At 65.7% G+C, this 25,363-nt stretch carries 16 protein-coding genes; 11 read left to right on the top strand and 5 right to left on the bottom strand.

Features of this window, described 5'->3' with window-relative positions; all coding sequences use genetic code 11:
* The first annotated feature begins 126 nt into the window (after positions 1-126).
* From ASD82_RS09840 to pbpC, 4 genes are all read left to right on the top strand, one after another.
* Positions 127-2,142 (top strand): serine protease, encoded by a 2,016-nt coding sequence (locus tag ASD82_RS09840; RefSeq protein ID WP_235580678.1) that lies wholly within the window; start codon positions 127-129, stop codon positions 2,140-2,142.
* An 81-nt stretch (positions 2,143-2,223) separates the two neighbouring features.
* Entirely contained in the window at positions 2,224-3,114 is an 891-nt protein-coding gene (locus ASD82_RS09835; protein ID WP_200950277.1) for an alpha/beta hydrolase, read from the top strand.
* A gap of 156 nt (positions 3,115-3,270) precedes the next feature.
* Positions 3,271-8,277: an alpha-2-macroglobulin gene (locus ASD82_RS09830; protein ID WP_056717651.1), complete on the top strand. Its 5,007-nt coding sequence runs from the start codon at positions 3,271-3,273 to the stop codon at positions 8,275-8,277.
* Positions 8,278-8,419: 142 nt separating this feature from the next.
* Positions 8,420-10,822 carry a penicillin-binding protein 1C gene (gene pbpC / locus ASD82_RS09825; RefSeq protein WP_056717650.1) on the top strand — a complete coding sequence of 801 codons (2,403 nt, stop codon included), beginning with the start codon at positions 8,420-8,422 and terminating at the stop codon, positions 10,820-10,822.
* Between the two features lie 29 nt (positions 10,823-10,851).
* Here the strand turns inward: pbpC and ASD82_RS09820 are convergent, their stop codons facing one another.
* Complete coding sequence (locus ASD82_RS09820; RefSeq protein WP_235577692.1) at positions 10,852-11,712, bottom strand: hypothetical protein; 861 nt, start codon at positions 11,710-11,712, stop codon at positions 10,852-10,854.
* Positions 11,713-11,715: 3 nt separating this feature from the next.
* Positions 11,716-12,954, bottom strand: coding sequence for a hypothetical protein (locus tag ASD82_RS09815; RefSeq protein WP_056717648.1), 1,239 nt, complete (start codon positions 12,952-12,954; stop codon positions 11,716-11,718).
* A 612-nt stretch (positions 12,955-13,566) separates the two neighbouring features.
* Here ASD82_RS09815 and ASD82_RS09810 point away from each other — a divergent pair.
* Together ASD82_RS09810 and ASD82_RS09805 are read left to right on the top strand one after the other, a co-directional pair.
* The gene (locus tag ASD82_RS09810; RefSeq protein WP_162253822.1) at positions 13,567-18,009 is read left to right on the top strand and encodes a YadA-like family protein; all 4,443 of its coding nucleotides are present in this window, start codon (positions 13,567-13,569) and stop codon (positions 18,007-18,009) included.
* Between the two features lie 38 nt (positions 18,010-18,047).
* Positions 18,048-18,860, top strand: a complete 813-nt coding sequence (locus ASD82_RS09805; RefSeq protein ID WP_304437862.1) for an OmpA family protein — start codon at positions 18,048-18,050, stop codon at positions 18,858-18,860.
* 151 nt (positions 18,861-19,011) lie between these two features.
* Here ASD82_RS09805 and ASD82_RS09800 read toward each other — a convergent pair whose 3' ends face one another.
* The 3 genes from ASD82_RS09800 to ASD82_RS09790 all read right to left on the bottom strand — a co-directional run bounded on the left by ASD82_RS09800 (position 19,012) and on the right by ASD82_RS09790 (position 21,415).
* Positions 19,012-19,932 (bottom strand): helix-turn-helix domain-containing protein, encoded by a 921-nt coding sequence (locus ASD82_RS09800; protein WP_235577693.1) that lies wholly within the window; start codon positions 19,930-19,932, stop codon positions 19,012-19,014.
* A gap of 209 nt (positions 19,933-20,141) precedes the next feature.
* Positions 20,142-20,753 carry an acyl-homoserine-lactone synthase gene (locus ASD82_RS09795; RefSeq protein ID WP_056717645.1) on the bottom strand — a complete coding sequence of 204 codons (612 nt, stop codon included), beginning with the start codon at positions 20,751-20,753 and terminating at the stop codon, positions 20,142-20,144.
* 236 nt (positions 20,754-20,989) lie between these two features.
* Positions 20,990-21,415, bottom strand: coding sequence for a DUF4902 domain-containing protein (locus ASD82_RS09790; protein ID WP_056717644.1), 426 nt, complete (start codon positions 21,413-21,415; stop codon positions 20,990-20,992).
* A 98-nt stretch (positions 21,416-21,513) separates the two neighbouring features.
* Here ASD82_RS09790 and ASD82_RS09785 point away from each other — a divergent pair, with 98 nt between their 5' ends.
* From ASD82_RS09785 to cpaB, 5 genes are all read left to right on the top strand, one after another.
* On the top strand, positions 21,514-22,224 hold the full coding sequence (locus ASD82_RS09785; RefSeq protein WP_157598734.1) for an autoinducer binding domain-containing protein: 711 nt from the start codon (positions 21,514-21,516) through the stop codon (positions 22,222-22,224).
* A 567-nt stretch (positions 22,225-22,791) separates the two neighbouring features.
* A complete protein-coding gene (locus ASD82_RS09780) occupies positions 22,792-22,971 on the top strand; it encodes a Flp family type IVb pilin (protein ID WP_056717685.1) in 180 nt (59 codons plus the stop codon).
* A 121-nt stretch (positions 22,972-23,092) separates the two neighbouring features.
* Positions 23,093-23,626 (top strand): prepilin peptidase, encoded by a 534-nt coding sequence (locus ASD82_RS09775; protein ID WP_082542608.1) that lies wholly within the window; start codon positions 23,093-23,095, stop codon positions 23,624-23,626.
* Between the two features lie 95 nt (positions 23,627-23,721).
* Positions 23,722-24,165 (top strand): TadE/TadG family type IV pilus assembly protein, encoded by a 444-nt coding sequence (locus ASD82_RS09770; protein WP_056717642.1) that lies wholly within the window; start codon positions 23,722-23,724, stop codon positions 24,163-24,165.
* Between the two features lie 30 nt (positions 24,166-24,195).
* Entirely contained in the window at positions 24,196-25,236 is a 1,041-nt protein-coding gene (cpaB, locus tag ASD82_RS09765; protein ID WP_056717641.1) for a Flp pilus assembly protein CpaB, read from the top strand.
* Positions 25,237-25,363 lie beyond the last annotated feature (127 nt).

Below are 25,363 nucleotides of genomic sequence, written 5' to 3'. Positions count from 1 at the left end.
TCAGCCCGCCGGTGCAGCGCCGGACCTGTCATGGCAGTATTCGGAATCGGCAGTATCCAGATTCGGCCGTCACAGCCAGGGGCCCGCGGGGGGAATCCGGTGGCGGCGTTCATGCGAAGGACACTCATGCACGTAATGGAATCGCCGCGGCGCAAGCCCGGCTTCATGCGCACGGCCTGCAGCCGGTTCGCGCTCCTTGCCCTGGTGAGCCTGTTCGCTGCGGCCGCCAGCCATGCGGCCAGTCTCGATCCGGCCGTGTTGCCGAAGATCCAGGCGGCCACCTTCGAAGTGGTGGCCGCCAAGCCAGTCAAGGACCCGCTGACCTACGAGAAGCCGCTGCCGCTGGAGCTGCTGCCGTTCCAGGAGCGCAACGACAAGTATTACTCGATCGGCACCGCCTTCGCGCTGGGCAACAACCGCTACGTGACCGCGGCGCATGTGCTGCAGGTGGGCATCGACAGCCTGTGGGGCGAGCCTGCGCTGCGCGACGCCGGTGGCCATGTGTATGCGATCGGCAAGATCGAGAAGTATTCGCTGCAGCAGGATTTCGTGGTGTTCAGCCTGGCCACGCAGCCGGCGCAGGCCGCCGCGCTGGAGGTGGACACCACGCCCAGTCTCAACGGCGTGGTCTACGCGGTGGGCAATGCGCTGGGTACCGGCGTGGTGATCCGCGACGGCCTGTACACCTCCGACACGCCGGAAGACCAGGACGGCCGCTGGAAGTGGATGCGCTTCTCCGCGGCGGCATCACCGGGCAACAGCGGCGGTCCGCTGCTGGACGCGAACGGCAAGGTCATCGGCATCGTGCTGATGAAGTCGCAGAACGAAAACCTGAACTACGCGCTGCCGATCGGCCGCGTGCTGGACGCGCCCGATCACGTTGCCTCGATCGACCAGCGCATGCCCTACCAGTTCGACGTGTTCGACACCACGCTCAGCAACACCTTCAAGGCCGAGTTCAAGTTGCCGCTGAGCTTCGCCGACTTCAGCGCGGCATTCCAGCAGCGCTTCAACGCCTATGCCGACAGCCAGCTCAAGGCCTTGCTGGCGAAGGAGCCGGAGCGGCTGTTCCCGCGCGGCCAGGGCTCCAACGAACTGCTGCATTCGACGCCGTCGATGGACGACTTCCCCTCGCTGATCACCCGCGACAATGACGGTACCTGGAGCCTGGCGAAGAAGGAGGGCGGCAAGACCAGCCTGTCGAACAACGGCTACGTCACGCCGGGCGTGGTCGGGCGCAACCTGCTGTTCCACGTGCGCCGGCCCGACAACGTGACGGCCGCCGCGCTGTACCGCGACCCGGTCAAGCTGATGGACATGATCGCCAGGGTCGGCTTCCTCACCCGCAACGTCGGCCCCGAGCAGGTGCGCATCACCTCGCTGGGCAAGCCGGTGCGCGACACGCTGTACACCGATGCCTGGCAGCGCCGCTGGCAGGTGCGGGTATGGCCGATACCGGCCGAGAATGCGGTGGTGATGAGCTTCGCCCTGCCGGTGCCGGACGGCTACGCGGTGCTGATGCGGATCGCCCCGGCCAGCCAGGAGCACGACTTCCTGATCAACCTGCAGGCGCTCACCGACTTCTTCTACGTCACCTACGACGGCAGCCTGGCCCAGTGGCAGGATTTCCTGAAGCAGAAGGACCTGCTGCCGGCGGCGTTCGACGACATCCGCATCGACATCGACTACGGCCATCGCTTCGCCTACAGCTCGAAGCGGCTGCGCTACGCCTACACCCCGGCGCTGCAGAAGATCGACAAGGACAGCATGCTCACCATCGGCTTCAGCTACTTCCTCGACCACGGCAAGGTGGTCTGGGACGTGACCGACGTGTGGCAGGCGGCCAGTGCTCACGACAAGTACTGGAGCAATTTCGCCCGCGTGGTGGTGCCGTCGGACGACCTCAACGACGACTACAAGAGCAACTGGAGCAAGATCAGCAACCGCCAGCGGCCGTTCGATGGCGTGCCGCGCAGCGAGAACGACGTGATGAAGATCAGCAGCGTGCTGGCCGCGCCGGGCCAGGCCCGGCCCGACGTGCTGTACACCGTCTACCACTACGCCGAGGGCAGCCACCCCGCCGCCGAAATGAAGGCCAAGCTCGACCTGCTGCTGAAGGACGCCCGGGTCACCGAGCACTGAGCTTCGGGCGCATCGGTCGGTGGTGACGACACCGGCCGATCCGGCTACGGTATCCCGTTGAAACAGGCGAGGAGGATGCGGGTGGAACGACGGGTACGGGCGCCGACGCCGGATGCGCCAGCGCAAGACGACAGCAGCATCAGCTGGCTGGAGATGGCCGACGGCCAGCCGCTGTGCCTGCGTGACTGGCCGCTGGCGCAGCCGCACGGCGCGGTGCTGATCGTGCACGGGCTGGGCGAACACAGCGGGCGTTACCAGCGCCTGGCAGCGTGGTTCAACCAGCGCGGCCACGCGGTGCGCAGCTACGACCAGCGCGGCCACGGCCGCAGCCCGGGGCGGCGCGGTGCCTTGCGCCAGGCCGACGACCTGCTGGAGGATCTGGCCACCGTCTACAACGACTACGCCGCCAGCCAGCCGCACCCGCCGCTGCTGCTGGGCCACAGCATGGGCGGCCTGGTCGCGGCGCGCGCAGTGCTGGATGGCCGGGTCGCGCCGCCGGCGCTGGTGTTGTCGTCGCCGGCGCTGCGCAGCTGGGAGTCGCCCCGGATGATCGCGCTGGCCCGGCTGCTCAGCCGGCTCGCGCCGAACCTGCCGCTGCGCAACGGGCTGGATGCCAGCAAGCTGTCGCACGAAGCCGGCGTGGTCGCCGCTTACCGCAGCGACCCGCTGCGCCACGGCTGGATCACCCCGCGACTGGCCGACTTCATCTTCCATGCCGGAGCCGCCTGCATCCGCGATGCCGCCGGCCTGGCGGTGCCGACCCTGCTGCTGGTCGCCGACAGCGATGCGCTGGTCGATCCTTCCGGCAGTCGCTCGTTCGCCCGCAAGGCGGCCGGCAGCGGCCAGCTGACCACCCGTTTCTTTTCCACGCTGTACCACGAGCTGTTCAACGAGGCCGAGCCGGGGCGCAGCCAGGTGCTGATGCAGCTGGCCGACTGGCTGGGCCGGCAGGATCTCGCGGCGGCTCCGTAGAGGACCTCGCGGGGAAGCGCGCTGCGGCCCGTTTCCGGCGGGCCGGCTGGGGCACACTGCGTTCGACGCGAAAAAAATCGGCGCGCCCGCTGCGCGCCTCCGGATCGCCATGATTGGCGGCGATACTTCCACGCAAACCTACAGGGAGAAGGTTGCATGTCACCTCGATCGAGCCGGCGCATCTCGCGCCACCTTGCGTGGCGAGTCCTCGCCTGCCTTGCGATCGGCCTGGCGCTGGGCGCCTGTCATCGCGGTGGCGACGACGGCAAACCCGCCCTGCAGGGCAAGCCTGCCGCCAGTGCGTCGACTGCGCCCGCGAAGGACGCCGGCACGGCCGGCTTCGCGCTGGTCTCGGCCAGTTCCACCCCGCGCGATTCGCGCACCGCGCTGATCCTGCGCTTCAACGCGGCACTGGCCTCGGCCCAGGCGTTCGACAGCCTGATCGCGGTGACCGGCCCGAACGGCGAGGTGGTCAGCGGCAGCTGGAGCCTGGACGACGATGGCAAGACGCTGAGCTTCCCGTTCGTGCAGGCCAACACGCGCTACGTGGTGCAGCTGAAGGCTGGCGTGCTGGCCGCCGACGGCCGCACCCTGGGCCACGAGGTGAAGCACGAGGTGTATTCCGGCAACCTGCCGGCGGCGGTCGGCTTCGCCTCGCACGGCAGCGTGCTGCCCGCGCGCGGCACCCGCGGCCTGCCGCTGGTGTCGATGAACGTGCACGACGCCGACGTGGAATTCTTCCGCGTGCATGACGACGCCTTGTCCGACCTGTTCTGCGCCTATCCGCGCAACGGCCATCGCGAGAGCTACGAGCTCGACCACGAGGTCCGCTACTACAACCAGTGCGGCGAAGGCGACGATCGCCGCGCCAGCGTGCCGATCACCGACATCGCCGACTCGGTCTACGCCAACCACTACACGCTGGGTGGCGAGGCGAACGAGCGCACGGTGACCTACCTGCCGGTGCAGAACATCAAGGAGCTGGCCACGCCGGGCGTGTACATGGCCGTGGTCAAGGCCGGCGGCACCTTCAAGGAAGGCTACGACACCGCCACCTTCTTCGTCAGCGACCTCGGCCTGCACCTGCGCGTGTACCGCGACGACGTGCTGCTGCACGTGGCCTCGCTGCGCGACGGCACGCCGGTCAATGCGGTGGATGTCGAAGTGCGCGACGTGAACGGGCGCAGCAAGCTCAAGGCCACCACCGACGCCGACGGCAACGCGCTGATCGCATACAAGGTCAAGGCCTCCGACGTGCTGGTGGCGCGCCACGGCAAGGATGTCTCGGTGCTGCCGTTCAACCGACCGGCGCTGGACGTGTCGAACTTCGACATCAGCGGTCGCAGGCAGGCGCCGTTCGAGGTCTATGCGTGGTCCGGACGCGACCTGTACCGCCCCGGCGAGACGCTGCGCGCGTCGGCCTTGCTGCGCGACTACGACGGCAAGCCGATGAAGCCGCAGTCGCTGTTCGTGCGGGTGAAGCAGCCCGACGGCCGCACCCTGGTGGAGAAACGGCTGGAGCCGCAGCAGCTGAACTACTTCGAGCTGAGCCAGGCGATTCCGGCCGATGCGCCGACCGGCCTGTGGCAGCTGGAATTCCGCCTCGACCCTTCAGCCAAGGACACCGTGCAGGCGTTCCCGTTCCACGTCGAGGAGTTCCTGCCCGAGCGGCTCAAGGTCGAACTGACCAGCTCGCAGCAGCAGCTCGCGCCGGACGAGCCGCTGAAGCTCAAGGTCGCCTCCAGCTACCTGTACGGCGCTCCCGCCGACGGCAACCGCTTCACCGCGAAACTGCTGGTGGCGCCGGAGGTGCATCCGCTGGAGAAGATGAAGGACACCTTCTTCGGCAACCCGCTGGTCGAGCTGCCCAAGAGCGCCGACGACGTGATCGACGCCAGGCTCGATGCGCAAGGCGTGCTGGAGCAGGACGTGGCCCTGCCCGACGACGTGCAGCCGGTCGCGCCGCTGGCGGTGACCCTGTCCGGCAGCGTCTATGAAAGCGGCGGCCGCGCGGTGACCCGGCTGCTCAAGCGCAGCTACTGGCCGGCCGACGCGCTGGTCGGCGTGCGCCCGCTGTTCGATCCGAAGCAGGGCGCCGAAAGCGAGGCGCCGGCCGGTTTCGAGATCGTGCGCGCCAACGCGAAGGGCGAGCTGATCGCCGGCAGCCACCTGAAGGTGCGCCTGCAGCGTGAGCTGCGCGATTTCTACTGGCTGTATGAGCAGAACGGTGGCTGGCAGTCCAGCGCGAACCAGCGCCTGCAGCTGGTCGACGAGAAGGATGTCGACGTGGCCGGCGGCCAGTCGGCCCACGTCGAATTCCCCGTGCAGTGGGGCAGCTACCGCGTCGAGGTATACGACCCGGCCACCAAGCTCACCACGGTGTTCCCGTTCTTCGCCGGCTACAGCTGGGATGACGAAAACCTGGGCAAGGAAGCGCGCCCGGACAAGGTCAAGCTGCAGCTGGACAAGGCCCGCTATCGCGCCGGCGACACCATGAAAGTGACGGTGACGCCGCCGCAGGACGGCCCCGGCGTGTTGCTGGTGGAGTCGGATCATCTGCTCTACACCAGGAACATCGAGGCCAAGGCCGGGGCGGTATTCGAGATTCCGGTGACGAAAGACTGGGAGCGCCACGACGTCTACGTCACCGCGCTGGTGTTCCGCGGCGGCGAGGCGGCCGAGCACACCACGCCCGCCCGCGCGATGGGCGTGGAATACGTGGCGATGGATCGCAACGACCGACGCATTCCGCTCAAGCTCGCCGCGCCCGCCCTGATGCGCCCGGGCAATCCGCTCGACGTCGGCGTGCAGGCCACCGGCCTGGCCGGGCAGAAGGCGTTCGTCACGCTGTCGGCGGTCGACCAGGGCGTGCTCAACATCACCGACTACCCGGTGCCCGATGCGTGGGCGTGGCTGTTCGGCAAGCGCGCATTGAGCGTCGATGCATACGATCTCTACAGCCGCATCATCGAGGCGATGGACGGCGAGCAGGCCAGGCTGCGCTACGGTGGCGACATGAGCGCAGGCGCGCTGCCGAAGGCGAACCGGCTCAATCCCAAGGTGCAGATCGTCGACCTGTTCAGCGGCCCGGTGGCGTTCGACGCCCAGGGCAAGGCCACCCTGCATGTGGACGTGCCCGACTTCAACGGCAGCCTGCGTCTCGCCGCACTGGCGTACACCGACAGTCGCTACGGCAATGCCGACGGCAACGTCACCGTGCGCGCGCCGCTGGTGGTCGAGCCCAGCACGCCGCGGGTGATGGCGGCCGGCGACAAGGCGATGATCAGCCTCGACCTGAAAAACCTCTCGGGCAAGGACGGCACCGCCAAGGTCAGCGTCAAGAGCGGTGGCCCGATCGCCGTGGACAAGGCCGTGCAGAACGTGGCGCTGAAGGACGGCGCCGGCACCACCTTGCACATGCCGGTGGCGGCGCAGGCCGGTGCGGCGGTGGCGACGGTGGACATCCACGCCGAACTCAACGACTACCGCGTGGATCGCCACTTCGAGTTCGCGGTGCGCCCGGCCTGGCCGGAAACCGTCACCACCACGCCGCTGGCGCTGGAAGCCGGCAAGCCCCAGCGCTTCGGCGCCGCCGCGATCGCCGGCCTGTTGCCGGCCACGGTGAACGCGCGGCTCACCCTGAGCACCTTGCCGCCGCTGCCGTATGCCGCCGCCTTGCGCGACATCCTGCGCTACCCGTACGGCTGCATTGAGCAGACCACCAGCAAGGGCTACGCCGCGCTGATTCTGGACGGCCAGACGGCCAAGGCGCTGGGCGCGCCGGTGATGAGCGATGACGTGCGCAAGGCGGCGGTCGAGGGCGCGCTGTCGCGGATCGCCTCGTTCCAGGCCAGCAACGGCCACTTCAGCTTCTGGGGCGGCAGCAGTCCGATCGTCACCTTCACCACGCCGTACGTGGTCGACTTCATGCTGGACGCCCGCGACGCCGGTTTCGCCGTGCCGCAGGACGTGCTGCAGAAATCGCTGCAGCGGCTCAACGACGACCTGCTGGCCGGCGGCCATCCGTACTACGACTACGAGCACCACGACCACATGCGGCTGGCCGACGAGGCGTACTCCGGCTTCGTGCTGGCCCGGGTCAACCGCGCGCCGCTGGGCACGCTGCGCGCGCTGTTCGACAACGAACGGCAGAAGCTGGTCGCCCCGCTGCCGCTGGTGCACCTGGGTATCGCGCTGAAGCTGATGGGCGACAACGAGCGCGCGCAGAAGGCGATCGACGAGGCCTTCGCGTGGAGCAAGGAACGCCCGTGGTACGTCGGCGACTACGGCTCGGACCTGCGCGACCTGGCCCTGATGGTGGCGCTCACCCACACCTACGGCATGAACAAGCCGGCCTACGACGCCAAGCTGGTCGACTGGGCCCGCAACGCCACCGCCAACGTGCGCCAGCGCCAGCAGCAGGACAAGGACTACCGCTGGTCGTGGTCGTACCTGAGCACGCAGGAACAGGCGGCGATCGCCCGCGTGGCGAGTGCGTTCGACGCGAAGAGCAACGCCCCGCTGGCCGCCACGATCACCGCCGGCGGCAAGACCGAGCAGGCGCCCGACCAGCGCGTGTGGAGCCGCCCGCTCAGCGTGGCCGAACTCGATGCCGGCGTCAACGTGCAGCCGACCAGCGACGCGGCGATCTTCGCCACGTTCGACGTGGCCGGCATCCCGCAGAAGGCGCCCGCGGCCGACGACAGCCAGATCGACGTGCGCCGCAGCTACTTCACCACCGACGGCAAGCCGTGGACGGGCGATGAGCTGAGGGAGGGCGATACGCTGATCGTCGAACTCGACATCGAGGCGCGCATGGACATCCCCGATGCCCTGGTCACCGACCTGCTGCCCGGCGGGCTGGAAGTGGAGAACCTCAACCTGGGCGGCGCGCAGACCTGGTCCGGCGTGGTGATCGACGGCATCAACCTGGACGAACACGCTTCGGCCGCCGACATCCAGCACGAGGAATACCGCGACGACCGCTACGCCGCCGCGCTGAACCTGCGTCGCGGCGACAAGGCCCGCGTGTTCTACCTGGTGCGTGCGGTGACCCCCGGCAATTACACCGTGCCGCCGCCGCTGGTGGAAGACATGTACCGTCCCGCCGTGCGCGGCATCGGCAAGGTCGAGCCGGCGAAGATCACCGTGGTCGAACCGTGATGCTCCTGCTCCTCCCCCTGCTCGCAGGGGGAGGCTGGGAGGGGGTAGGGCTTTTGACTTTCGCTTGGGTATGACAAAGAGCACCCCACCCCAGCCCTCCCCTGCTGTGCAGGGGAGGGAGCCAGGCAGCCTGCACCGCATCATGACTGCGACTCCAACCGCCACGCCGCTCGCTTCCACACGCCGCTCGCGCGCGTGGCGCTGGCTGCGTGCGGTGCTCATCACTGTCGGCGTGCTGCTGCTCGTCGCCTTCGCCCTCGACCGCCTGTTCCCGCTCCACCTCCCCGCCCCCGACACCGGCAGCACCGTGGTGCTGGCGCGCGATGGCACGCCGCTGCGCGCGTTCGCCGACAGCGACGGCGTGTGGCGTTATCCGACCACGGCGAAGCAGGTGTCGCCGCTCTATCTGCAGGCGCTGCTGACCTATGAGGACCGCTGGTTCTACCGCCATCCCGGAGTGAATCCGTATGCGCTGCTGCGCGGCTTTGCCGGCGGCATCCTCCATGGCCACATCGTCTCGGGCGGCTCCACCCTGACCATGCAGGTGGCGCGGATCATCGAACCGATCCCGCATACGTTCCGCGGCAAGCTGGTGCAGATCTTCCGGGCGCTGCAACTGGAAGCGCATCTGTCGAAGGCGCAGATCCTCGACCTGTATCTCAACCACGCGCCGTTCGGCGGGCCGATCGAAGGCGTCGAGGCGGCGTCGTGGGCGTACCTGGGCAAGCCGGCCACGCGCTTGTCGCATGCGGAGGCCGCGCTGCTGGCGGTGCTGCCACAATCGCCCAGCCGGCTACGCCCGGATCGTCGCCCGCAAGCGGCGCGTGCCGCCCGCGACAAGGTGCTGCGCCGCATGCGCGATCTCGGCGTGTGGAGCGCGGCCGAGGTGCGCGATGCGGCGATCGAACCGGTGGTGGCGCGTTCGCTGCGCGCGCCGCTGTCGGCCGCGCTGCTGGCCGAGCGGCTGCAGCGCCAGCAACCGACCTTGCGACGGATCACCAGCACCATCGACGCGAACCTGCAGCGCGCCGCCGAGGATCGCGTCGGCGCCTACCTGTCGCGACTGCCGCCGCACACCTCGGCCGCGTTGCTGGTGGTCGACAACGCCACGCTTGAGACGCGCATCTACGTCGGCACCAGCGACTTCGCCAACCCGCAGCGGCACGGCTACATCGACATGGTGGCCGCGCCGCGCTCGCCCGGTTCCACGCTGAAGCCGTTCCTGTACGGACTGGCGCTGGACGACGGCCTGATCAATTCCGAAAGCCTGCTGGTCGACGCGCCGCAGGATTTCGGCGGCTACAAGCCGGGCAATTTCGACGAGGCATTCTCCGGCCCGGTCAGCGCGGCCGAGGCCTTGCAGCGCTCGCTCAACGTGCCGGCGGTGGATGTGCTGGACCGGGTCGGGCCGAGCCGTTTCGTGGCGCGACTGGCCGCGGGCGGCGTCGACCTCGGACTGCCGGCCGGCGCGCAGCCGAACCTGTCGATCATCCTCGGCGGCGCGTCCACCCGGTTGGAAAACCTGGTGGGCGCCTATACCGCGTTCGCCAACGGCGGCATCGCCGGCATGCCGCGTTACACCGCCGACCAGCCCGCCCACCAACGACGGCTGCTGTCGCCGGGCGCGGCGTGGATCGTCCGCGACATCCTTGCGCACAACCCCGCCGACGTCGAAGGCGCGCCGCTGGCCGGCGCGATCAATCGCCACGCCAGCGTGGCGTGGAAGACCGGCACCAGCTACGGCTACCGCGACGCGTGGTCGATCGGCGTCACCGACCGCTGGACCATCGGCGTATGGATCGGCCGTCCGGACGGCACGCCGTCACCCGGCCAGTACGGCGCGGTGACCGCGCTGCCGCTGCTGTTCCAGATCGCCGACATGCTGCCGTCGCGGGGCGGTCATGTCGCCGCGCAACCGGCCAGCGTCAGCCAGCGCGAGATCTGCTGGCCACTGGGTGGCGCGCTGGAGTCCACCGCTCCGGCACTGTGCCGTCAGCACCGCACCGCCTGGCTGCTGGACGATGCGTTGCCGCCCACTTTCGCCGAACGCGGCCTCGGCGCGTGGTCGGCGGGCCTGATCACGCTGCGTGTCGACGGCCGCGGACATCGGCTCAGCGGCGCCTGCCATGCGCCGCACGAGCAGACCGTCCAGCTGGCACGCTGGCCGGCGCTGGCCACGCCGTGGCTCAGTCGCGACGACCGGGAAAGTTCGGCATTGCCGCCACTGGCGCCGGGCTGTGCCGCCGACTCACTGGGCAGCGCCAACCCGATCCGCATCAGCGGCCTCGGCGATGGTGTCACCCTGCGCCAGGCGCCGAACAGCGACCAGCCGCTGCGCATCAACCTGCGCGCGCTGGGCGCGCAAGGCCCGGTGCAATGGCTGCTCAACGGACGACTGCAAGGCCGCAGCGAAGCCGCCGAGCCGATGTCGATCGACCTGCCGCAAAGCGGCGATCAGCGCGTCACGGCGCTCGCCGGCGACGGCGCCTTCGCCACGATCCGCTTTCAGGTGCTCGGAGCAGTCGGCGAATCGAACCGCCGCTGAGTCGTGAATCTCCCAAGCCCTCAAGCCGGTCATTCCGACGCGGTAGCGCCGGCGCCCGGCAGTTCCTTGCGTTGGCAGGCAATCGTCTTCACCAGGATCTCGCAGTCCTCCATGAACAGGTCCCACCAGTCTTCCCAGGGTTCGGAGTTCATGCGCGTGATGTGGAAACATACCGTCAACAGCACGTCGGGTAGCAGAACCGTGGTGTAGTTGAGGGTATTCGGCATGCCTTGCATCGGATCCCAGAGGTAGCGCAACCAATGCATGCCATTGCTGGTCAGCGGCTCATAGCTCGAAGGGGGACTTTTCAAGTGGGCCGCCAGAATGTCGTCGATCTGGTATTGCGGCAACGGGGAGCCGCCGATCGTCTTGCCCTTGTACGTCTCATCGCGCAGCTTCCAGTTGGGGCCGCCCTCGGATTCCAGGAAGGCGATGTAGTCATGGCGCAGGTAGTCCTCGAGCATGGCCATGTCATCGGGTTGAAGCTGGATGTCGTGCTTGACCCGTTCGAGTTGCCAATAGGCCGTGATGATGGCGTAGGGCGGATGTGGGACAGGATAGATGCGTGAGCTGTGCAGGCGCGGCAAGTGGTAGATCCAGTTGCTTATCCCCAGCTCGATTGTCCGGTGGCAAGCTCGCCACTCGCCAAGACTCGCGCCGATGAAGTTCATGGCGTCAAGGTTGACGGAATCAGGACCTGCCTCGCTCTCGCCAAAGGCGGCCGAGGGTTCGACAAAGCTCAGGACAAATGGTCCGCAATCGGTCTGCCGAGGCATGACGCGAGCCACCGGTATGCCGCCCTGTGGAGCGCTGAGGGCCAAGGTCAACCGCTTGTACCAGGGTTGCGGACGGCGCTTGAAGGACGTGGTCGGCGGCGAGGACTTGCTCATGATTCAGGCCATCTCGGAAGGGTGAAACTGCTGCGCATAGCGTGCCAGTTCATGGTGCCCGGTGAACCTCAGTTGCTCCACATAGGTTTCCAGGCCCAGATACGGCAAGGTGTGCGGACTGGCCAGCGGACCACCTTTGCCGACCAGGCCGCGGAACTTCCACGACCGCTCCAGCCCGCTAAGACTCCAGTCGTTGGGGCCGAAGATATTGGGCACCATGTCGAACGGGTTGTTGCGCACGCGCTCGATCGTGATGCCTGCACGGGTGCAGGTGAGCTCGGCCTGTCTGACGTTGCAGCCGGCGCCATGCAGGCAAACGCTGTGGCGATCGAGACGGATGCCATAGTGCTGCAGCGCAAACTCGACGGCGGCGATGAAGATGATGGCGCCCTGGCTGTGCGCTACCCAGCGCGTGCGGTGTCCGCGCCTTTGCGCCTCCACCAGCACCGCCGCCAGATGCTGGCTGTTGTTGCTGCACTCCATCAGGTTCTGCTTGTCGAAGGCGCACTCGAACAAGTCCCGACTTAGCCCGTCGGTGGGATTGAAGAACAAGGTGTAATTATCGATGGGCTCAGCTTTGTCCCCGTAAGCGGTTTCGAGGTGCGTACCCATCAGCCAGGCTGCCTTGGCGAGATTGTTCTGCATGCCGTTGACGGCTGCGTGAAAGGTCTCGATGCGGTGGGTAGGCGTGGCATTTTCAGTGTCCCAACTGGCCTCCAGCGCAACGGCGACGTCCTCGGACTTGCTTCCCAATCGCTTGAATTCAGGTGTGAAACTTGCTGTCCCCACCTTGTTCACGCGATACAACGCGTTTCGTTGCATGGAGTCCGGCAGTTTCGACCGCAGCAGATCGTGGTCCAGATAGATATCGACGATCACCACCGGTTTGCCCGGCACGATCGCATAGCGGATCTTGTAGTGGTAGCCCTTGAACGGGTAGCGACTAGGGAGCAGCCGCTGAAACCAGTCCCTGCGGCCAGTGTCGGCGTCCAGTCGGTTCGGGTGCAGGGCGATATCCAGCAGCTCTTCCGTCACCTTGCGGCGGTCGAAGTCATTAAGCGCACGCAGCATGCGAAGAGCCTCATCGCCGAGGACGAGCTTCTTGTCCAGCGTGCGGAACGTGGGGCTTCGGGGTTCGAACAGGGCGGCGATCTGTGGCGCCCCGGCCGCGGCTTCTTGCCACGTATGGCGCCGTGCGGCGCGTTGCTGCAACTGTTCGCGACTCAACGACTGTCGGCTCATCGGCACGTCTCCTTGTGCGCGCGGTCATCGGGAGTGGCCACGCAATCCTGGTGGCCATGGTATCCCGGCATGCCTGTGGCAGTTTCGCCCTTTCACCTGTAGGACAGTTCCCACAGCCGCCGATTCGGTGCTCCCGCTGGACGATTCGTCGGGTCTTGCTGTCGCAAACTTCCGTAGTGGATTGCACACGCCGAAGGCCGCCGAATTTCACGTCGAGACGGGTGGGCCTCGCCGTGGTTGTCGCCCGGCAAGGTGCTGCGAAGAACGATGTCGCGCTCATCGGGCGAAGGTTTTGCTGTCCCGGTAGAAAGTCCATTCGAGCGGGGAAGGGGCGGGTGATCTTCTGAATCGAGTTCGTGTTGCGGGCTGAGATTGCCGTCAGTCAGCCCATCAGTGCCGCGTGGTTGAGTGAGGGGAGCTGCCAACTAATTGCCGTATTCGTGCATGTCCTTGCCGGATACACATAGCGCAATGCCGGATTGACACATTGGATCAGTTGCGGGAGCGGTTCAATGAAGGTCAGCGTCGCGGGGTATGGGCGCCTCAATCATCGGACGGCTTGGGCACAGATGTGCAGGTCGGATGCCGACCATCGGCAAGAGGGGTTTCCTAATGAATCGCATTTATCGTCTGGTCTGGTGCCGTTCCATCGGTGCCATGGTGGCGACATCGGAACTGGCCCGTGCAAGTCGCCGGAGCAGTTGCTCCGGTTCCCGTGTGGTGGGCAGGCCGTCGCTGCTGCTTTCGGCGATCATGCTTGGCTTTGCCGCCTTCCTGCATGGTTCGGTGGCGCTGGCACAGGATGCCAAGCTGGCGGATCTGCAATCGGTGATGGACCGGTATGACAGCAGCCATGCGGCCGTGCCGGTGGCGACGGCTGCAGCATCGCGGCCGTACTCGTCAGCCGCGCGCGTGGCGCCGCCGATGCCAGTGGCGGTTCGACCAGGGCATCGCCAACCAGCTGTATCGGCCGGGCAATCGGCCGGGCTTCGCCACACCGGCGAAGTGGCCATGTCGGCGCGCGGATCGCGTGCCGTGCATGGAAGCAGACCCCGCAATGAACTGGCGACAGCGACAGCGACAGCAACGCGCGGGCAGGCACCGACGGCAGCGATGGCGCAGCCTGGCAGGGCTTCGAGCCTGCAAGCTGCTGCAAGCCCGCAGGCGATTGCACCACATCGCGAACTCGTTTCGCTCAAGGCGACGGACACCGCTCGGGAGCCAGTTGCGGATACCGCTCTGGATCGTCGCCGCGTGCACGCCACCAGGAAGATCGACAAGGATGACAACGGCGAGGATGTCGATGACGACGTTCTGGCCGCCACAGAGGAGGACAAGGCAACTGCATCAGATAGCGCAACGCCAACGACCCCGTCGCTCTCCCCGTATTCGTCGCCAGTAGTTGCGAACGCCACCTTGTCGCAGGTGCAGTCCGCCCCGATGCCGACGGCCGAAAGCATGGCAATCGTCCAGCCGCAGGCGGTGCCCGTGGTACCGCCCCCCGGGCCGGCTCCCACCGGGCTCATCGTTGGCAATGGTGGCGTGGTCGGCACCACGACCGACCTGCTCGGTTCGACACCCAACGCGCTGTTCAACAACACGGACGGCTATGTCACCAGCGGTAGCCTGCGCGTGGACAACGCCAATTTCACCCAGGGCTATTCCACGCTCAACCTGCTTGGCCTTCCTGTGCTCAACCTGACACCCGTCGGCACCGTGCTCACGGCCACCAACGGTGACCTGGTTGGTGGCACCGGTATCAATTCGCATCTCACCTTGCTGGGCGGGGTCAGTTCAGGCAATTACATCAACAACATCAACAACGGTGCGGCAGGTGGACTGCTTGGCCTGGTGCTTCCCGGCGGCGCGCCGGCATGGTCATCGACTTGCCTCAACGTGCTTGGCGTGCTTACCGAGTCCTGCTGGGGCGTCAACGCGGCACAGGACTATCAGGTTCTGGTGGGTGATGGCGCCACGGCCAATGGCTCGAAGGAAGTGGTGATCGGCACGAACGCCAGCCATACGTTGGCTACGGTCGATGCCGACACCGTTTTTCCGGGCGATGGTCGCGACGACCCGAACAACCCGAGCGGCGTGCCGACGGCAGACTACGGCGCGCGCTTGGGCCACTCGGTCGTGATCGGAGATGACGCAGCGGGCACGGCCAATGCCCAGACCATCATCGGTGCCGAGGCCACCGCTTCCGTAGCCAACAGCGTTGCCCTGGGTTACCAGTCGTCGGCCACGCGCGGAGCGCAAGCCGGCTACACGGCATACGGCCTGGCGGCGCCGCAGACCTCTGTCGGCGAGGTGTCGATCGGTTCACCGGGCAGCGAGCGCCAGATCACCAACCTGGCTGCCGGCAGTGCCGACACCGACGCGGTGAATGTGGCCCAGCTCAAGAGCGTGAGCGCGCTGGCCGGCAACTCGGTGCAGTATGACGACGTCGGCGAGACCAGCGTGACGCTCGGCGGCACGACCAGCACCGACGGCGGGGTGACCAATGGCACCACCATCAGCAACGTGCATCAGGGGGATGTCAGCGCCACCAGTACCGATGCGGTCAACGGCGCGCAGCTGTATGCGACCAACACCAGCATCAACAACATCTACGATGTCGGTACCAAGTATTTCCAGGCGAATTCGGCGCTGGCTGCCGCCGCAGCCACCGGTGCCGACAGCGTTGCCGCCGGACCTGCGGCGATCGCCGGGGGAGACAGCAGCGTGGCCGTCGGCAACGGGGCTACGGCCAGCGCCAACGATGCGTTGGCCTTCGGTGCCGGTGCCACGGCCAGCATGGCCAACAGTATCGCGCTGGGTGCCGACTCGGTCACGCTGGTTGGTGCACAGACCAACTACACCGCCTACGGCCTGACCGCACCGCAGACCTCCGCAGGCGAACTCAACGTCGGCAATCGCCAGATCACCGGCGTGGCCGCCGGCAGCGCGCAGGACGACGCGGTGAATGTTGCCCAGCTGGAAGGGGTGGCCGGGGTGGCCAACAATTCGGTGCAGTATGACGATGCCAGCAAGGCCCATGTGACGCTTGGCGGCACGACCAGCACCGATGGTGGGGTCACCGACGGCACCGTCCTGGGCAACCTTCACCAGGCGGACCTCAGCGCCACCAGTACCGAGGCCGTCAACGGCTCCCAGCTGTATGCGACAAACAACAGCATCACCAACATCAACGACAACGGAACCCGGTACTTCCACGCGGAAAGTAGCGGCACGGACAGCATGGCGGTGGGCCAGGACAGTGTGGCGATCGGCATGAATGCGGTGGCCACCAATAGTGACGATGTCGCGCTTGGTGCGAATTCGATCACGTCGGCACCCCATACGGGAGACTTCGCCTTCTACGGTGGCAGCGCAGCAGGCAATGCCTTTGCAGCGTTGTCGGTCGGTGCCCCAGGCCAGGAGCGGCAGATCCAGAACGTGGCGCCAGGCGTGCTTGCCGCAACCTCGACCGATGCGGTCAACGGCTCGCAACTGTTCTCGGTGGTCAGCGGTGTGAACACCCTGGGTACGTCGCTGGCCAGCTCCCTGGGTGGCGTCTCGACCTATGACAGCGGCACCGGCATGCTGACCGCGGGCCTGAACTACGGCGGTGGCAGCTATGACTCGGTGCAGGCGGTCTTGGATGCGCTGACTGGTGGCGGCAGCAGCCAGGGAATCAAGTACTTCCACGTCAATTCCGCTGCGGCGGATGGCGGTGCCAGCGGCAGTGACAGTGTTGCTGTCGGCCCGCAGGCGGATGCCAGTGGCGCCAGCAGCGTGGCCATGGGCGACGGTGCCAGTGCAAGCGCCGACGATGCGCTGGCCCTTGGTACCGGCGCCAATGCCAGCATGGCCAACAGCATTGCGCTCGGTGCTGGCTCCATTACCTCGGTGGGTGCGCTGACCAGTTACACCGCCTATGGGCTGGTATCACCACAGACCTCGCTGGGCGAGCTGAACGTCGGCGATCGCCAGATCACCGGCGTGGCCGCAGGGTCGGCCGACGACGATGCGGTCAACGTGGCCCAACTCAAGGCGGTCGGCGACCAGGTCGATTCGGTCGACAAACTGGCGGTGAAATACGACGCCGACAGCTCGGGCAATGCGACCAACACCATCACCCTGCTCGGCGATGGCAGTGGCGCACAGGTGAAGGTGAGCAACATGGCCGCCGGTGATGAAACAACGACCAGCACCGACGCGGTCAACGGTTCACAGCTGTGGCACTGGACCCAGGACACCAGCAACATCTACAGCAATTACAACCTGTACAACGACATCGCAAGCCTCACGCAAGGTTCGGGCACCATCAAATACTTCAACGTCAACTCGACGCTCGGGGACTCCACCGCAACCGGCTCCGACAGCGTGGCGATAGGACCGGTGGCCGAGGCGTCCGGCAGTGACAGCGTGGCTATAGGCAACGGTGCCGCGGCAAGCGGCGACAATTCGGTGGCGATCGGCGCGGGATCGGTTGCGGACCGGGACAACACGGTCTCGGTTGGCAGCGACGGCAACAGTCGCCAGATCACCAACGTTGCGGCCGGTACCGAGGGCACCGATGCGGTAAACCTCGACCAGCTCAATGCCTCGATGACCGCGTCGACGCAAGGTTCGGTGCACTACGACACCAACGGCTCCGGCGGCATTGACTACGGCAACGTGACCCTGGGCAACGGCGGCGGCCCCACCACCATCCACAACGTGGCTGCAGGTGTGGCCGATACGGATGCCGTCAACGTCGGTCAGCTGAACACCGGCCTTGCGCGGGCCGTGAACTGGGCCAATTCGTACACCGATCAGCAGGTGCGCGAGCTCGGCAACCGCGCCAACGCCGGCGTCGCGGCCGCGATGGCGATGGCGGGGATGCCGCAGGCCTACGAACCGGGCAAGAGCATGGCGGCTGTATCGGCAGGCACCTTCCGCGGCGAATCGAGCCTGGCGATTGGCGTGTCCACCATTTCCGAAGGAGGGCGCTGGGTCTACAAGCTGACCGGTTCGACCGATACCCGCGGTGACGCCGGGGTATCCATCGGCGCCGGCTTCCAATGGTAGATCCGCAGTCGGTTATCCGCGGCATACAACGGAGTGGAATGCACATGATGAAAGTACGCCAATTGACGTTGCCGACTGTGCTTGCCGGCCTTCTGCTGGCCGGATGCGGCAGCAATCCGTCGAAGACGTCGGGGGCTGGCGACGACGTGGTCTTTCCGGATCCCGCACGTGCGACAGTGCCGGAGGGCAGCTTCGTCAACATCGAGAACCTGCGCAAGGTCGCACCGGGTGTCAGCAAGCGGCAACTCTACGCAATGCTGGGTACCCCACACTTCAACGAAGGCGTGTTCGGCGTGCGCGAGTGGAACTATCTGTTCGACTTCCGCAAGGTCGATGGCGAATCGTTCAGCTGCCAGTATCAGGTGCACTTCGATAAGGATGGCAAGGCCAGTGCCTTCTACTGGAAGCCCGCCTCGTGCAAATCGGTGATCGATCGGCCGGTCGAGCCGGTGGCGGCGCAACCGTCAGTGGCCTTGCCGGCGCAACCGATCAGGCTTTCTTCCGATGCCCTGTTCGCTTTCGACAGTGCGATGCTTACCGAGCAGGGCAGGGAACACCTTTCAGGTCTGCTGAAGCAGGTGCAGTCGGCCAGCCAGATCGAAGACATCCTGGTGGTCGGTTACACCGACCGCATCGGGACCGACGGCTACAACCGGGCGCTCTCGCGGCGTCGCGCCGAATCGGTTCGCGATTACCTGGTCAGCGGAGGAGTTTCCGCTGAAACCATCCAGGTGGAAGGACGCGGTGAGGCGGATCCGGTTGTCCAATGCACGGACCACGAACACGCCCGTCTGATTGCCTGTCTGGCTCCCAATCGCAGGGTGGAGCTGTCGGGAAGCGCCCGCTCCTGAACGTCCCGAGTTGTGCTGTTGCGATCGACGCCGTGGATGGCTGCTCCCTCTGTCGGCGCATCATCATCGGCATCCCATGCGTGGATGTGCCGGGGCGTCGACCGCGACGACAGCAAGCGACGGACGGGAACATCCCCATGTCGGGCTGACTTCAGTACGGCAGCGGTTCCGTAACCGGTGTTCGCATCAGCGTGTCGTGCGGCAATTCTCCGAACACGCGGCGATAGCTGTCGGCGAAACGCGACAGATCCCATAGTCCGCAGCTGAGCGCCACCGATTTCACCGAACGCCGGCTGACGTCGGACGCTGCCAGGCTCCGGCAGGCAGTACACAATCGCAGCATGGACAGGTAGCGGTTCGGCGAAATGCCAAGCATGTCTTCGAAGGCATATCGCAAGGCTCGTTCGCTCACTTCGGCGGCGTTGCACATCTCGTTGACGTAGATGTCGTTGCGCAGGTTGGCGCGCATGAACTGCTCGGTGCGCTGCATGATCAGGTAATGCCTTCGTCGACCGCGCGAACAGTTCGGCAAACTGTCCGCAGTTACGGCAAGACTGGCTGCAATGTGTGCCTCGAGCAGTGCCTCCACGTCGACGCGGGTTCGGCTGGCGGGCACGTCCGCCACGGATGGTGCGGCGGGTGTGGCGATCTGCCGGCACGTGGTCTCGTAGGCCGTCCTCAACTTCTGCGCGGCCGAAGATTCGGCAAGGCGGAATAGTGCATGCGGTCGGGAGGGTGCTGCTGAAGGGCGCGGGTCCATCTCCGAGAATTTCTCCCGAAGCCGTTGCAGCGGCAGCATCAGCAGCGTGAGCCGGCTGCCCGCCGTGAACATGAATTCGCTGTTGCCTTCGGGGAACAGGGTGAACGTCGTATCCGTGGCGAGCGACAGTCCGTGGCACCAACTGCTGTCGTCCGTGTGATGGATATAGCCGAGCAGACACCAATTGGCTGGCAAGCTGAGTCGGGCGCGGAACGAGAACGCCGATTCTGCGGTGCACAGGAAAGCGTCGTCTTGCGCAATGGTGTCCACGATGGCTCGCGGACCATCGGCGTTCAGGAGCACCATTTCCATGTTGCAGACCCGAAGGGTTCCGCTGAGGGAAACCAGGTCGCATGGAAGCAGAATGCCGTCGTCCCTGTCTAGCATGATAAGGAGCCCCCTGTGGTTCCTGTCTCCTGCTGATCCGAGTGGCGTTGTCGCTGCAGGCCCGTTCCGGATGGCTCAAGAAGGCTCCCGTCGACCGCCCCGTTTTCGGAGTCCTGCCGACGGCCCCTTGCGTGTCAGTGCGACAACCCGTTAGATGGTTGCCACGCGATGCCCAGTGCGGCACACGTCTGTTCGTCCAGTTCGATCCACATGGCCAGAACCGGTTTGCCGTCGATGGGTTGCGGAGGGCCGACACGGTGCGCATGCATGCCGATGCTCCGCAAGATGCGTTCGACGCCCATGGCGGTGAACGTGACGAGGCGGGTTGCGCCTTGCTCCAGCGCGGCATTGACCACGGCGGCGAACAGGATGCAGAAGCGGGCTCGCGCCTCTTCTCTCGACAGCGGCTTGAGTTCGGCCGTGTCCTTGACGGAGAAGCGTGAGAGCTCCCACACCCGCGGGTCGTGCGGGGCAGGCAGACCATTCATCAAGCCCGGGAAAACTTCGTCGAGCAGGTACGCCTTGGTGGTCGGCAACAACCGTGCGCAACCACAGATCCGACCCTGTCCATCTCTTGCAATGACGTAATGCGTGTCGGGACGATCGAACTGGTCAAATTCGCGCCCGTTCTCGGCGGGAAGTTGCCACTGCAGCGTTTCCACGAAAATGGCGTAGCGGTAGCTGGCAAGTTCCGTCTCGACGTCGCTGGAAAGCTGACTCCTTGTGCTGCTGAGCACGGTCATCATCACGCCTTCACTCCAGCCATGGGACGGATGGCATTAGAGGGAGAACAGCGTTCAGGCGATAACTGTAGAGACTTACAGCTGGCTCAAGGGGCTGGCTTTGAACGATGATGCAAGAGCCCGTGCAGATGCCACGCGGATGCACGATATCCGCCCAGGCAGTTTGTCCGATGGAATGGCTGTCGGGTCCGAGCCTGCCTGATCGCCCCGATCAGGCAGGCTCAATCGACCTGGCCCGGTCAAGTCATTCGAGGCCATGGGCGGCCGCCGTTCCAGGCAGTCGCCTCCGGTTGCCACTGTTCGCCAGTCAACCATGATTGCAGCAACTCGTGGGTCTTGTGGAAACCCAGATCATGGAAGCCCGCGGCCACCAGCATGACGTTCGTGCTTATGCCTCCGGGTGCCAGCAAGGTATGTCCGTCTTCCGAGCGGAACCATGCCCAGCCTACGCTGACTTGGTCCGGCAACTCTTCCGTCGCCCATTCGCAATAACCTGCGTTGAATGCGGGGATGTCGTCCTGGACAAGCTCCTCACACAGCGCCGGATCCTCCCATATAAGCCGCTGGGGAAAGTCCAGACTTGAAAAGGCATCGAAAGTAATGCGTATATAGCCATCGAAGGATCTGGACAGGGACATCCCCTGGAGAGGAGGGACGGAGATCATGGCGCTTCCTCTTCAAGTCGGGCAGCCATGCATAACCTATCCATACCAAACCGCGGAAGCCAGCTGTCAGATTCTGCAGATTGACAGGAGTCACAGCAGTGAAAGGGTGGCGTGAAGATTGTCTGGCCCGATTGACGTCAACGACGGGCTCCGTCGGTGACGTCGTTCAAGAGCTTGCGGTCATTGTCGGGCAGCTCGGATTCGAATACTGCTCCTATGTCATGCGCATTCCCTTTCCGATTGGAAGCCCCCAGGTCAGCTGGTCGAGCACCTACCCCAGGCGTTGGCTGGACCACTACTTCTCGCATGACTATCTCGAGATTGACCCGCTGCTGCAGCGGGTGGCGCGCGATCCTTCGCCGGTTGTCTGGAGTGACGAAAGCCTGCCTGGACAGCGAGGTTTCTGGGAGGAAGCCCGCGCCCATGGCATACGGCACGGTTGGGCGTTGAGCACGCAAGGCATGCACGGCACGGCTGGCATGCTTTCCCTGGCCCGGTCTCAGCAACCAGTGACCGAGTCCGAGCTGGCTCTCACGGAAATGAAACTGGTGTGGCTATCCCATCTGGTACATGGCCTGATCAGTGCAGCGGGGCCGGGTGGGCCGCAGCCGCTGGAGCAGGAACTTACCCTGCGCGAACGTGAAGTTCTGCGCTGGACCGCGGCGGGTAAGACCGCCGACGAAGTGGGGTCCATTCTCGGCATTTCCGGACGGACCGTGACGTTTCATATCTCCAGCAGTCTGGCGAAGCTCAATGCCGTCAACAAGACGCAGGCGGTCGCCAAGGCGCTTCTGCTGGAGCTCATCTAGCAGCGGAATCCGCCTCGACCGGGCGGCGGGCGAAGCCGGGGCGTCCTGGCCGGTTTTATCGCTTTTCCGCGCACCGCAGAAATCGCCGGTCCATGTCGACGACTCGTTGTCGGGTTCTTCCATCCGTTGCTGTTTCCGGGGATTGCACGTTTTCGGCAAGGCTTTCAGCAGATGCCGTTTTTGTGCACCTCACGAACGGCAATGACGAAAGAATCAAATCCGAGGTCGTTGTTCGCAGGAATTCGACATCGGGTCAAAGGGGGCTCGTCGTCGCGAAGGATCGGATTGGCAGGCAAGGCTCGCGGTCACGTCCTGACGTGATCGACACCATCTCCGGCCAGACGATCCGACTCGCCGCCCGATTCGCGCAGATCAATCGCGCTCACGCCACCCTCCAGAACCCGAGCACCGCATGCAGGCGCGGGAGCGGAGTCCTCGATCACGCGATTCAGGGCCGTGGCGACTTTCGTCGAGGCTCTCGGGCAACCCGGACGGTGTGTCACCGAGTGGGCATCATCCGGGATCGTTGGCAACGTGAGGAGCCTGGTGCTCCATGAGGGATCAGTCATGAACGTATCGGTCAGAGAGTTTCTGCGCGAAGAGGACGGCATCACGGCATTGGAATACGGGATTCTTGCGGCGCTCATTGCCACCCTGCTGGTTTCCGTGTTCGGACCGGGCATCTCCGGGGTATTCACCAAGATCATGACGGCACTCAGCGCGGCGGTGGATTCCGCCACGGCGTAGGTTCTCTTCGCGCGGCAACTCCCGTGAGGCCGCGGATGGTGACGAGGCACGACCAAGTTGCGTGTCGCTTGCAGCTAACCACCATCCGTTGTCTCCCGGACCAGGGATCAGGAGTCCGTAGATGTCCGAACCTCTGCAAGCACTGATCGTCATGCTGTGCGGGCTGACCATCTTCAGCGATCTGTACGCACACCGGGTACGCAATGCCTGGCTGCTGCTGGCGTTGCTGTCGGCCGGCGGCTGGCTGTTGTGGTCGTGGGCACGAGGTACGGCTGGTCCGCCTTGGCCGTCGCTGGCGGGTTTGCTGATCGGACTGGGTGCGTTGCTGCCTTTCTACATCGTTGGTTGGATGGGGGCGGGTGACGTGAAATTCTTCGCGACGCTCGGCTTCCTGCTCGGCGGTGAGGCGTTGCTGCCGATATGGATCATTGCGAGTCTGCTCGGCGGTATGCATGCCATCGTCATCACGGTGGCGCGGCAGAAGACCCCCCTGGCGTCGGGACCGGTCGCGATGGTGCAGACGATGTCGCGCGAATCGCGACTCTGGCAACGAGTGATGACGGCTCGCCAGGGGCGCAAGGGAATTCCCTATGCGGCTTACATGGCGATCGGCGCCCTGTTCACGCTGTACGCGCCCAACGTCGTGCACTGGTGATCCGGATGACCTGCCAGGGAGCTCCCTTCCGCCCCCGTGCGCCGACCAGGGCCCTGGCTTGCCGCCACGGCCGGAAGTCGCGGCAGCGCGGCGCGATGGCGGTGGAGTTTGCACTCATCTTTCTTCTGGGTGTGCTTCCGTTGCTGCTGTTGACGGTGTCGGGCGTACTGATCTTCGCAGCGAAGCAGTCGCTGACACTGGCAGCCTCCGAAGGGGCGCGCGCGGCTCTGCGCTTCGGCGTCCATGGTTCGATCGCCGAACGCGAGGTGTCGGCGTGTCTGGCGGCGAAGGAGTCCATGCAGTGGCTGCTGGCCTTTTCCGGCGAGACTCCCGATTGCAGCACGCCGGGGAATACGTCGCCCATCGCCATCACGGCCATCAGTTGCCCCGCCGGTGGCGCCCAGTGCGTGCAGGTGGTCACCAGCTTCGATTACGACGCCCACCCGCTCATTCCCGGCACGGTCACCGTCTATGGCTGGGTGCTGGGCAAGACCATAACCAGCTCCGCCGTCGTGCACCTCGACAGCGTGGGCAGCTGAATATCCGTCACGGCCATCAGGAGGCATTCGATGCAAAGGATCACCCGCGTTGCTGCCCTGGCTCTGGTTGCGATCGCGATCGTGCTGGCCATCGTGGCGTTCGGCCTCGGTCGCCGCGCGTCAAGACAGCCTTCGGTCAACACTTCGGCGCCCCGGCCTGCCATGACGACCGCGGCTTCGCAGCAGGGGTTCGATGTGGTGGTCGCGGCGGAGACGTTGAAGGAGGGCGTGATCATCCATCGCGAGGAACTGCGCGTGGTGAAGCAGATGCAGCGACCCTCGGGCAGTTTCGCCGACGTCGCAGAGCTGGCAGGAAGTGTTCCGCGCATCGACATTCCCGTCGGCATGACGGTGACGGACACATTCCTTGTCCAGGGAATGGCCAAGCTCCTGAAGCCGGGTGAGCGTGCGCTGGCCGTGCCGGTGGACGAGCAGGCCGGCGTTGGAAACCGCGTGCTGCCCGGCGACTACGTGGATGTGTTCCTGAGTCTCAAGCCGCCGCCGGTGACCAGCCTCGGGAAGCAAATCGTCGACGGAACGCAGACCCGGTTGTTGCTGTCGCACCTGCGCGTGCTGGCGTACGGTGATCAGAATCTTCCGCACCCGCAGGTCGTCGCGAACGACGCTGCCGCTGGTGACGACAGCAAGGGTGCAAGCCGTGCGGAAAAGCAGGTCTCCCTGTCGAGGCGGGAAGGTCCGCCGGCGGTGCCTCGCACCGCGGTACTCGCCGTGCCGCTTGAGGATGCAGACCGATTGCTGCTCGGCGTGCAGAACGGCAGGCTTGCGCTGGCGTTGCGGCCGGCCGGTGACGACAGTCAGGCGGATCGCCAACTCTTCGAACAACCGGGTGGCGTGCTTGCCGTGCGTCCCGATCTTGACGCCGACCAGCATCAGGCGCTTGGCCAGCCCGAAAACCGCGCCTACGCGGGCATCAACGGCCCGGGGCTGGCTGGTCTGACCGTTTCGGGGGCGCGCTCGCGGCCCTACCGTCACGAACGACCAACGGGCCTCGAAATCATCCGTGGTTATGCGAGCGAACCCGCACGGGACACACGGAAGGATCTCCCATGAAGACGCCGAGGCTGCGCATGACTTTCCTTTCGCGAGCCGCAGGCTCGGCACGACCGTGGATGGTGGCGGGCCTGGTGCTGGCATTGTCCTGGCAGGTGTCATCGAACGCGGCTGCAGCGGCGGCCGG

This window comes from Rhodanobacter sp. Root179 (assembly GCF_001428465.1).
Lineage (GTDB): Bacteria > Pseudomonadota > Gammaproteobacteria > Xanthomonadales > Rhodanobacteraceae > Rhodanobacter.
Note: the sequence above shows the minus strand (reverse complement) of the source record. Positions and strands in the feature narration are given on the sequence as shown.

What these genes read in the sequence shown, in the direction of transcription:
- pbpC (WP_056717650.1), top strand. Translation starts at nt 8,420, where the DNA reads ATGACTGCGACTCCAACCGCCACGCCGCTCGCTTCCACACGCCGCTCG.
- ASD82_RS09790 (WP_056717644.1), bottom strand. Translation starts at nt 21,415, where the DNA reads ATGATCTCCGTCCCTCCTCTCCAGGGGATGTCCCTGTCCAGATCCTTC.
- ASD82_RS09815 (WP_056717648.1), bottom strand. Translation starts at nt 12,954, where the DNA reads ATGAGCCGACAGTCGTTGAGTCGCGAACAGTTGCAGCAACGCGCCGCA.
- ASD82_RS09775 (WP_082542608.1), top strand. Translation starts at nt 23,093, where the DNA reads ATGTCCGAACCTCTGCAAGCACTGATCGTCATGCTGTGCGGGCTGACC.
- ASD82_RS09805 (WP_304437862.1), top strand. Translation starts at nt 18,048, where the DNA reads ATGCACATGATGAAAGTACGCCAATTGACGTTGCCGACTGTGCTTGCC.
- ASD82_RS09830 (WP_056717651.1), top strand. Translation starts at nt 3,271, where the DNA reads ATGTCACCTCGATCGAGCCGGCGCATCTCGCGCCACCTTGCGTGGCGA.
- ASD82_RS09810 (WP_162253822.1), top strand. Translation starts at nt 13,567, where the DNA reads ATGAATCGCATTTATCGTCTGGTCTGGTGCCGTTCCATCGGTGCCATG.
- ASD82_RS09820 (WP_235577692.1), bottom strand. Translation starts at nt 11,712, where the DNA reads ATGAGCAAGTCCTCGCCGCCGACCACGTCCTTCAAGCGCCGTCCGCAA.
- ASD82_RS09800 (WP_235577693.1), bottom strand. Translation starts at nt 19,932, where the DNA reads ATGGAAATGGTGCTCCTGAACGCCGATGGTCCGCGAGCCATCGTGGAC.
- ASD82_RS09795 (WP_056717645.1), bottom strand. Translation starts at nt 20,753, where the DNA reads ATGATGACCGTGCTCAGCAGCACAAGGAGTCAGCTTTCCAGCGACGTC.
- ASD82_RS09780 (WP_056717685.1), top strand. Translation starts at nt 22,792, where the DNA reads ATGAACGTATCGGTCAGAGAGTTTCTGCGCGAAGAGGACGGCATCACG.
- ASD82_RS09840 (WP_235580678.1), top strand. Translation starts at nt 127, where the DNA reads ATGCACGTAATGGAATCGCCGCGGCGCAAGCCCGGCTTCATGCGCACG.
- ASD82_RS09770 (WP_056717642.1), top strand. Translation starts at nt 23,722, where the DNA reads ATGGCGGTGGAGTTTGCACTCATCTTTCTTCTGGGTGTGCTTCCGTTG.
- cpaB (WP_056717641.1), top strand. Translation starts at nt 24,196, where the DNA reads ATGCAAAGGATCACCCGCGTTGCTGCCCTGGCTCTGGTTGCGATCGCG.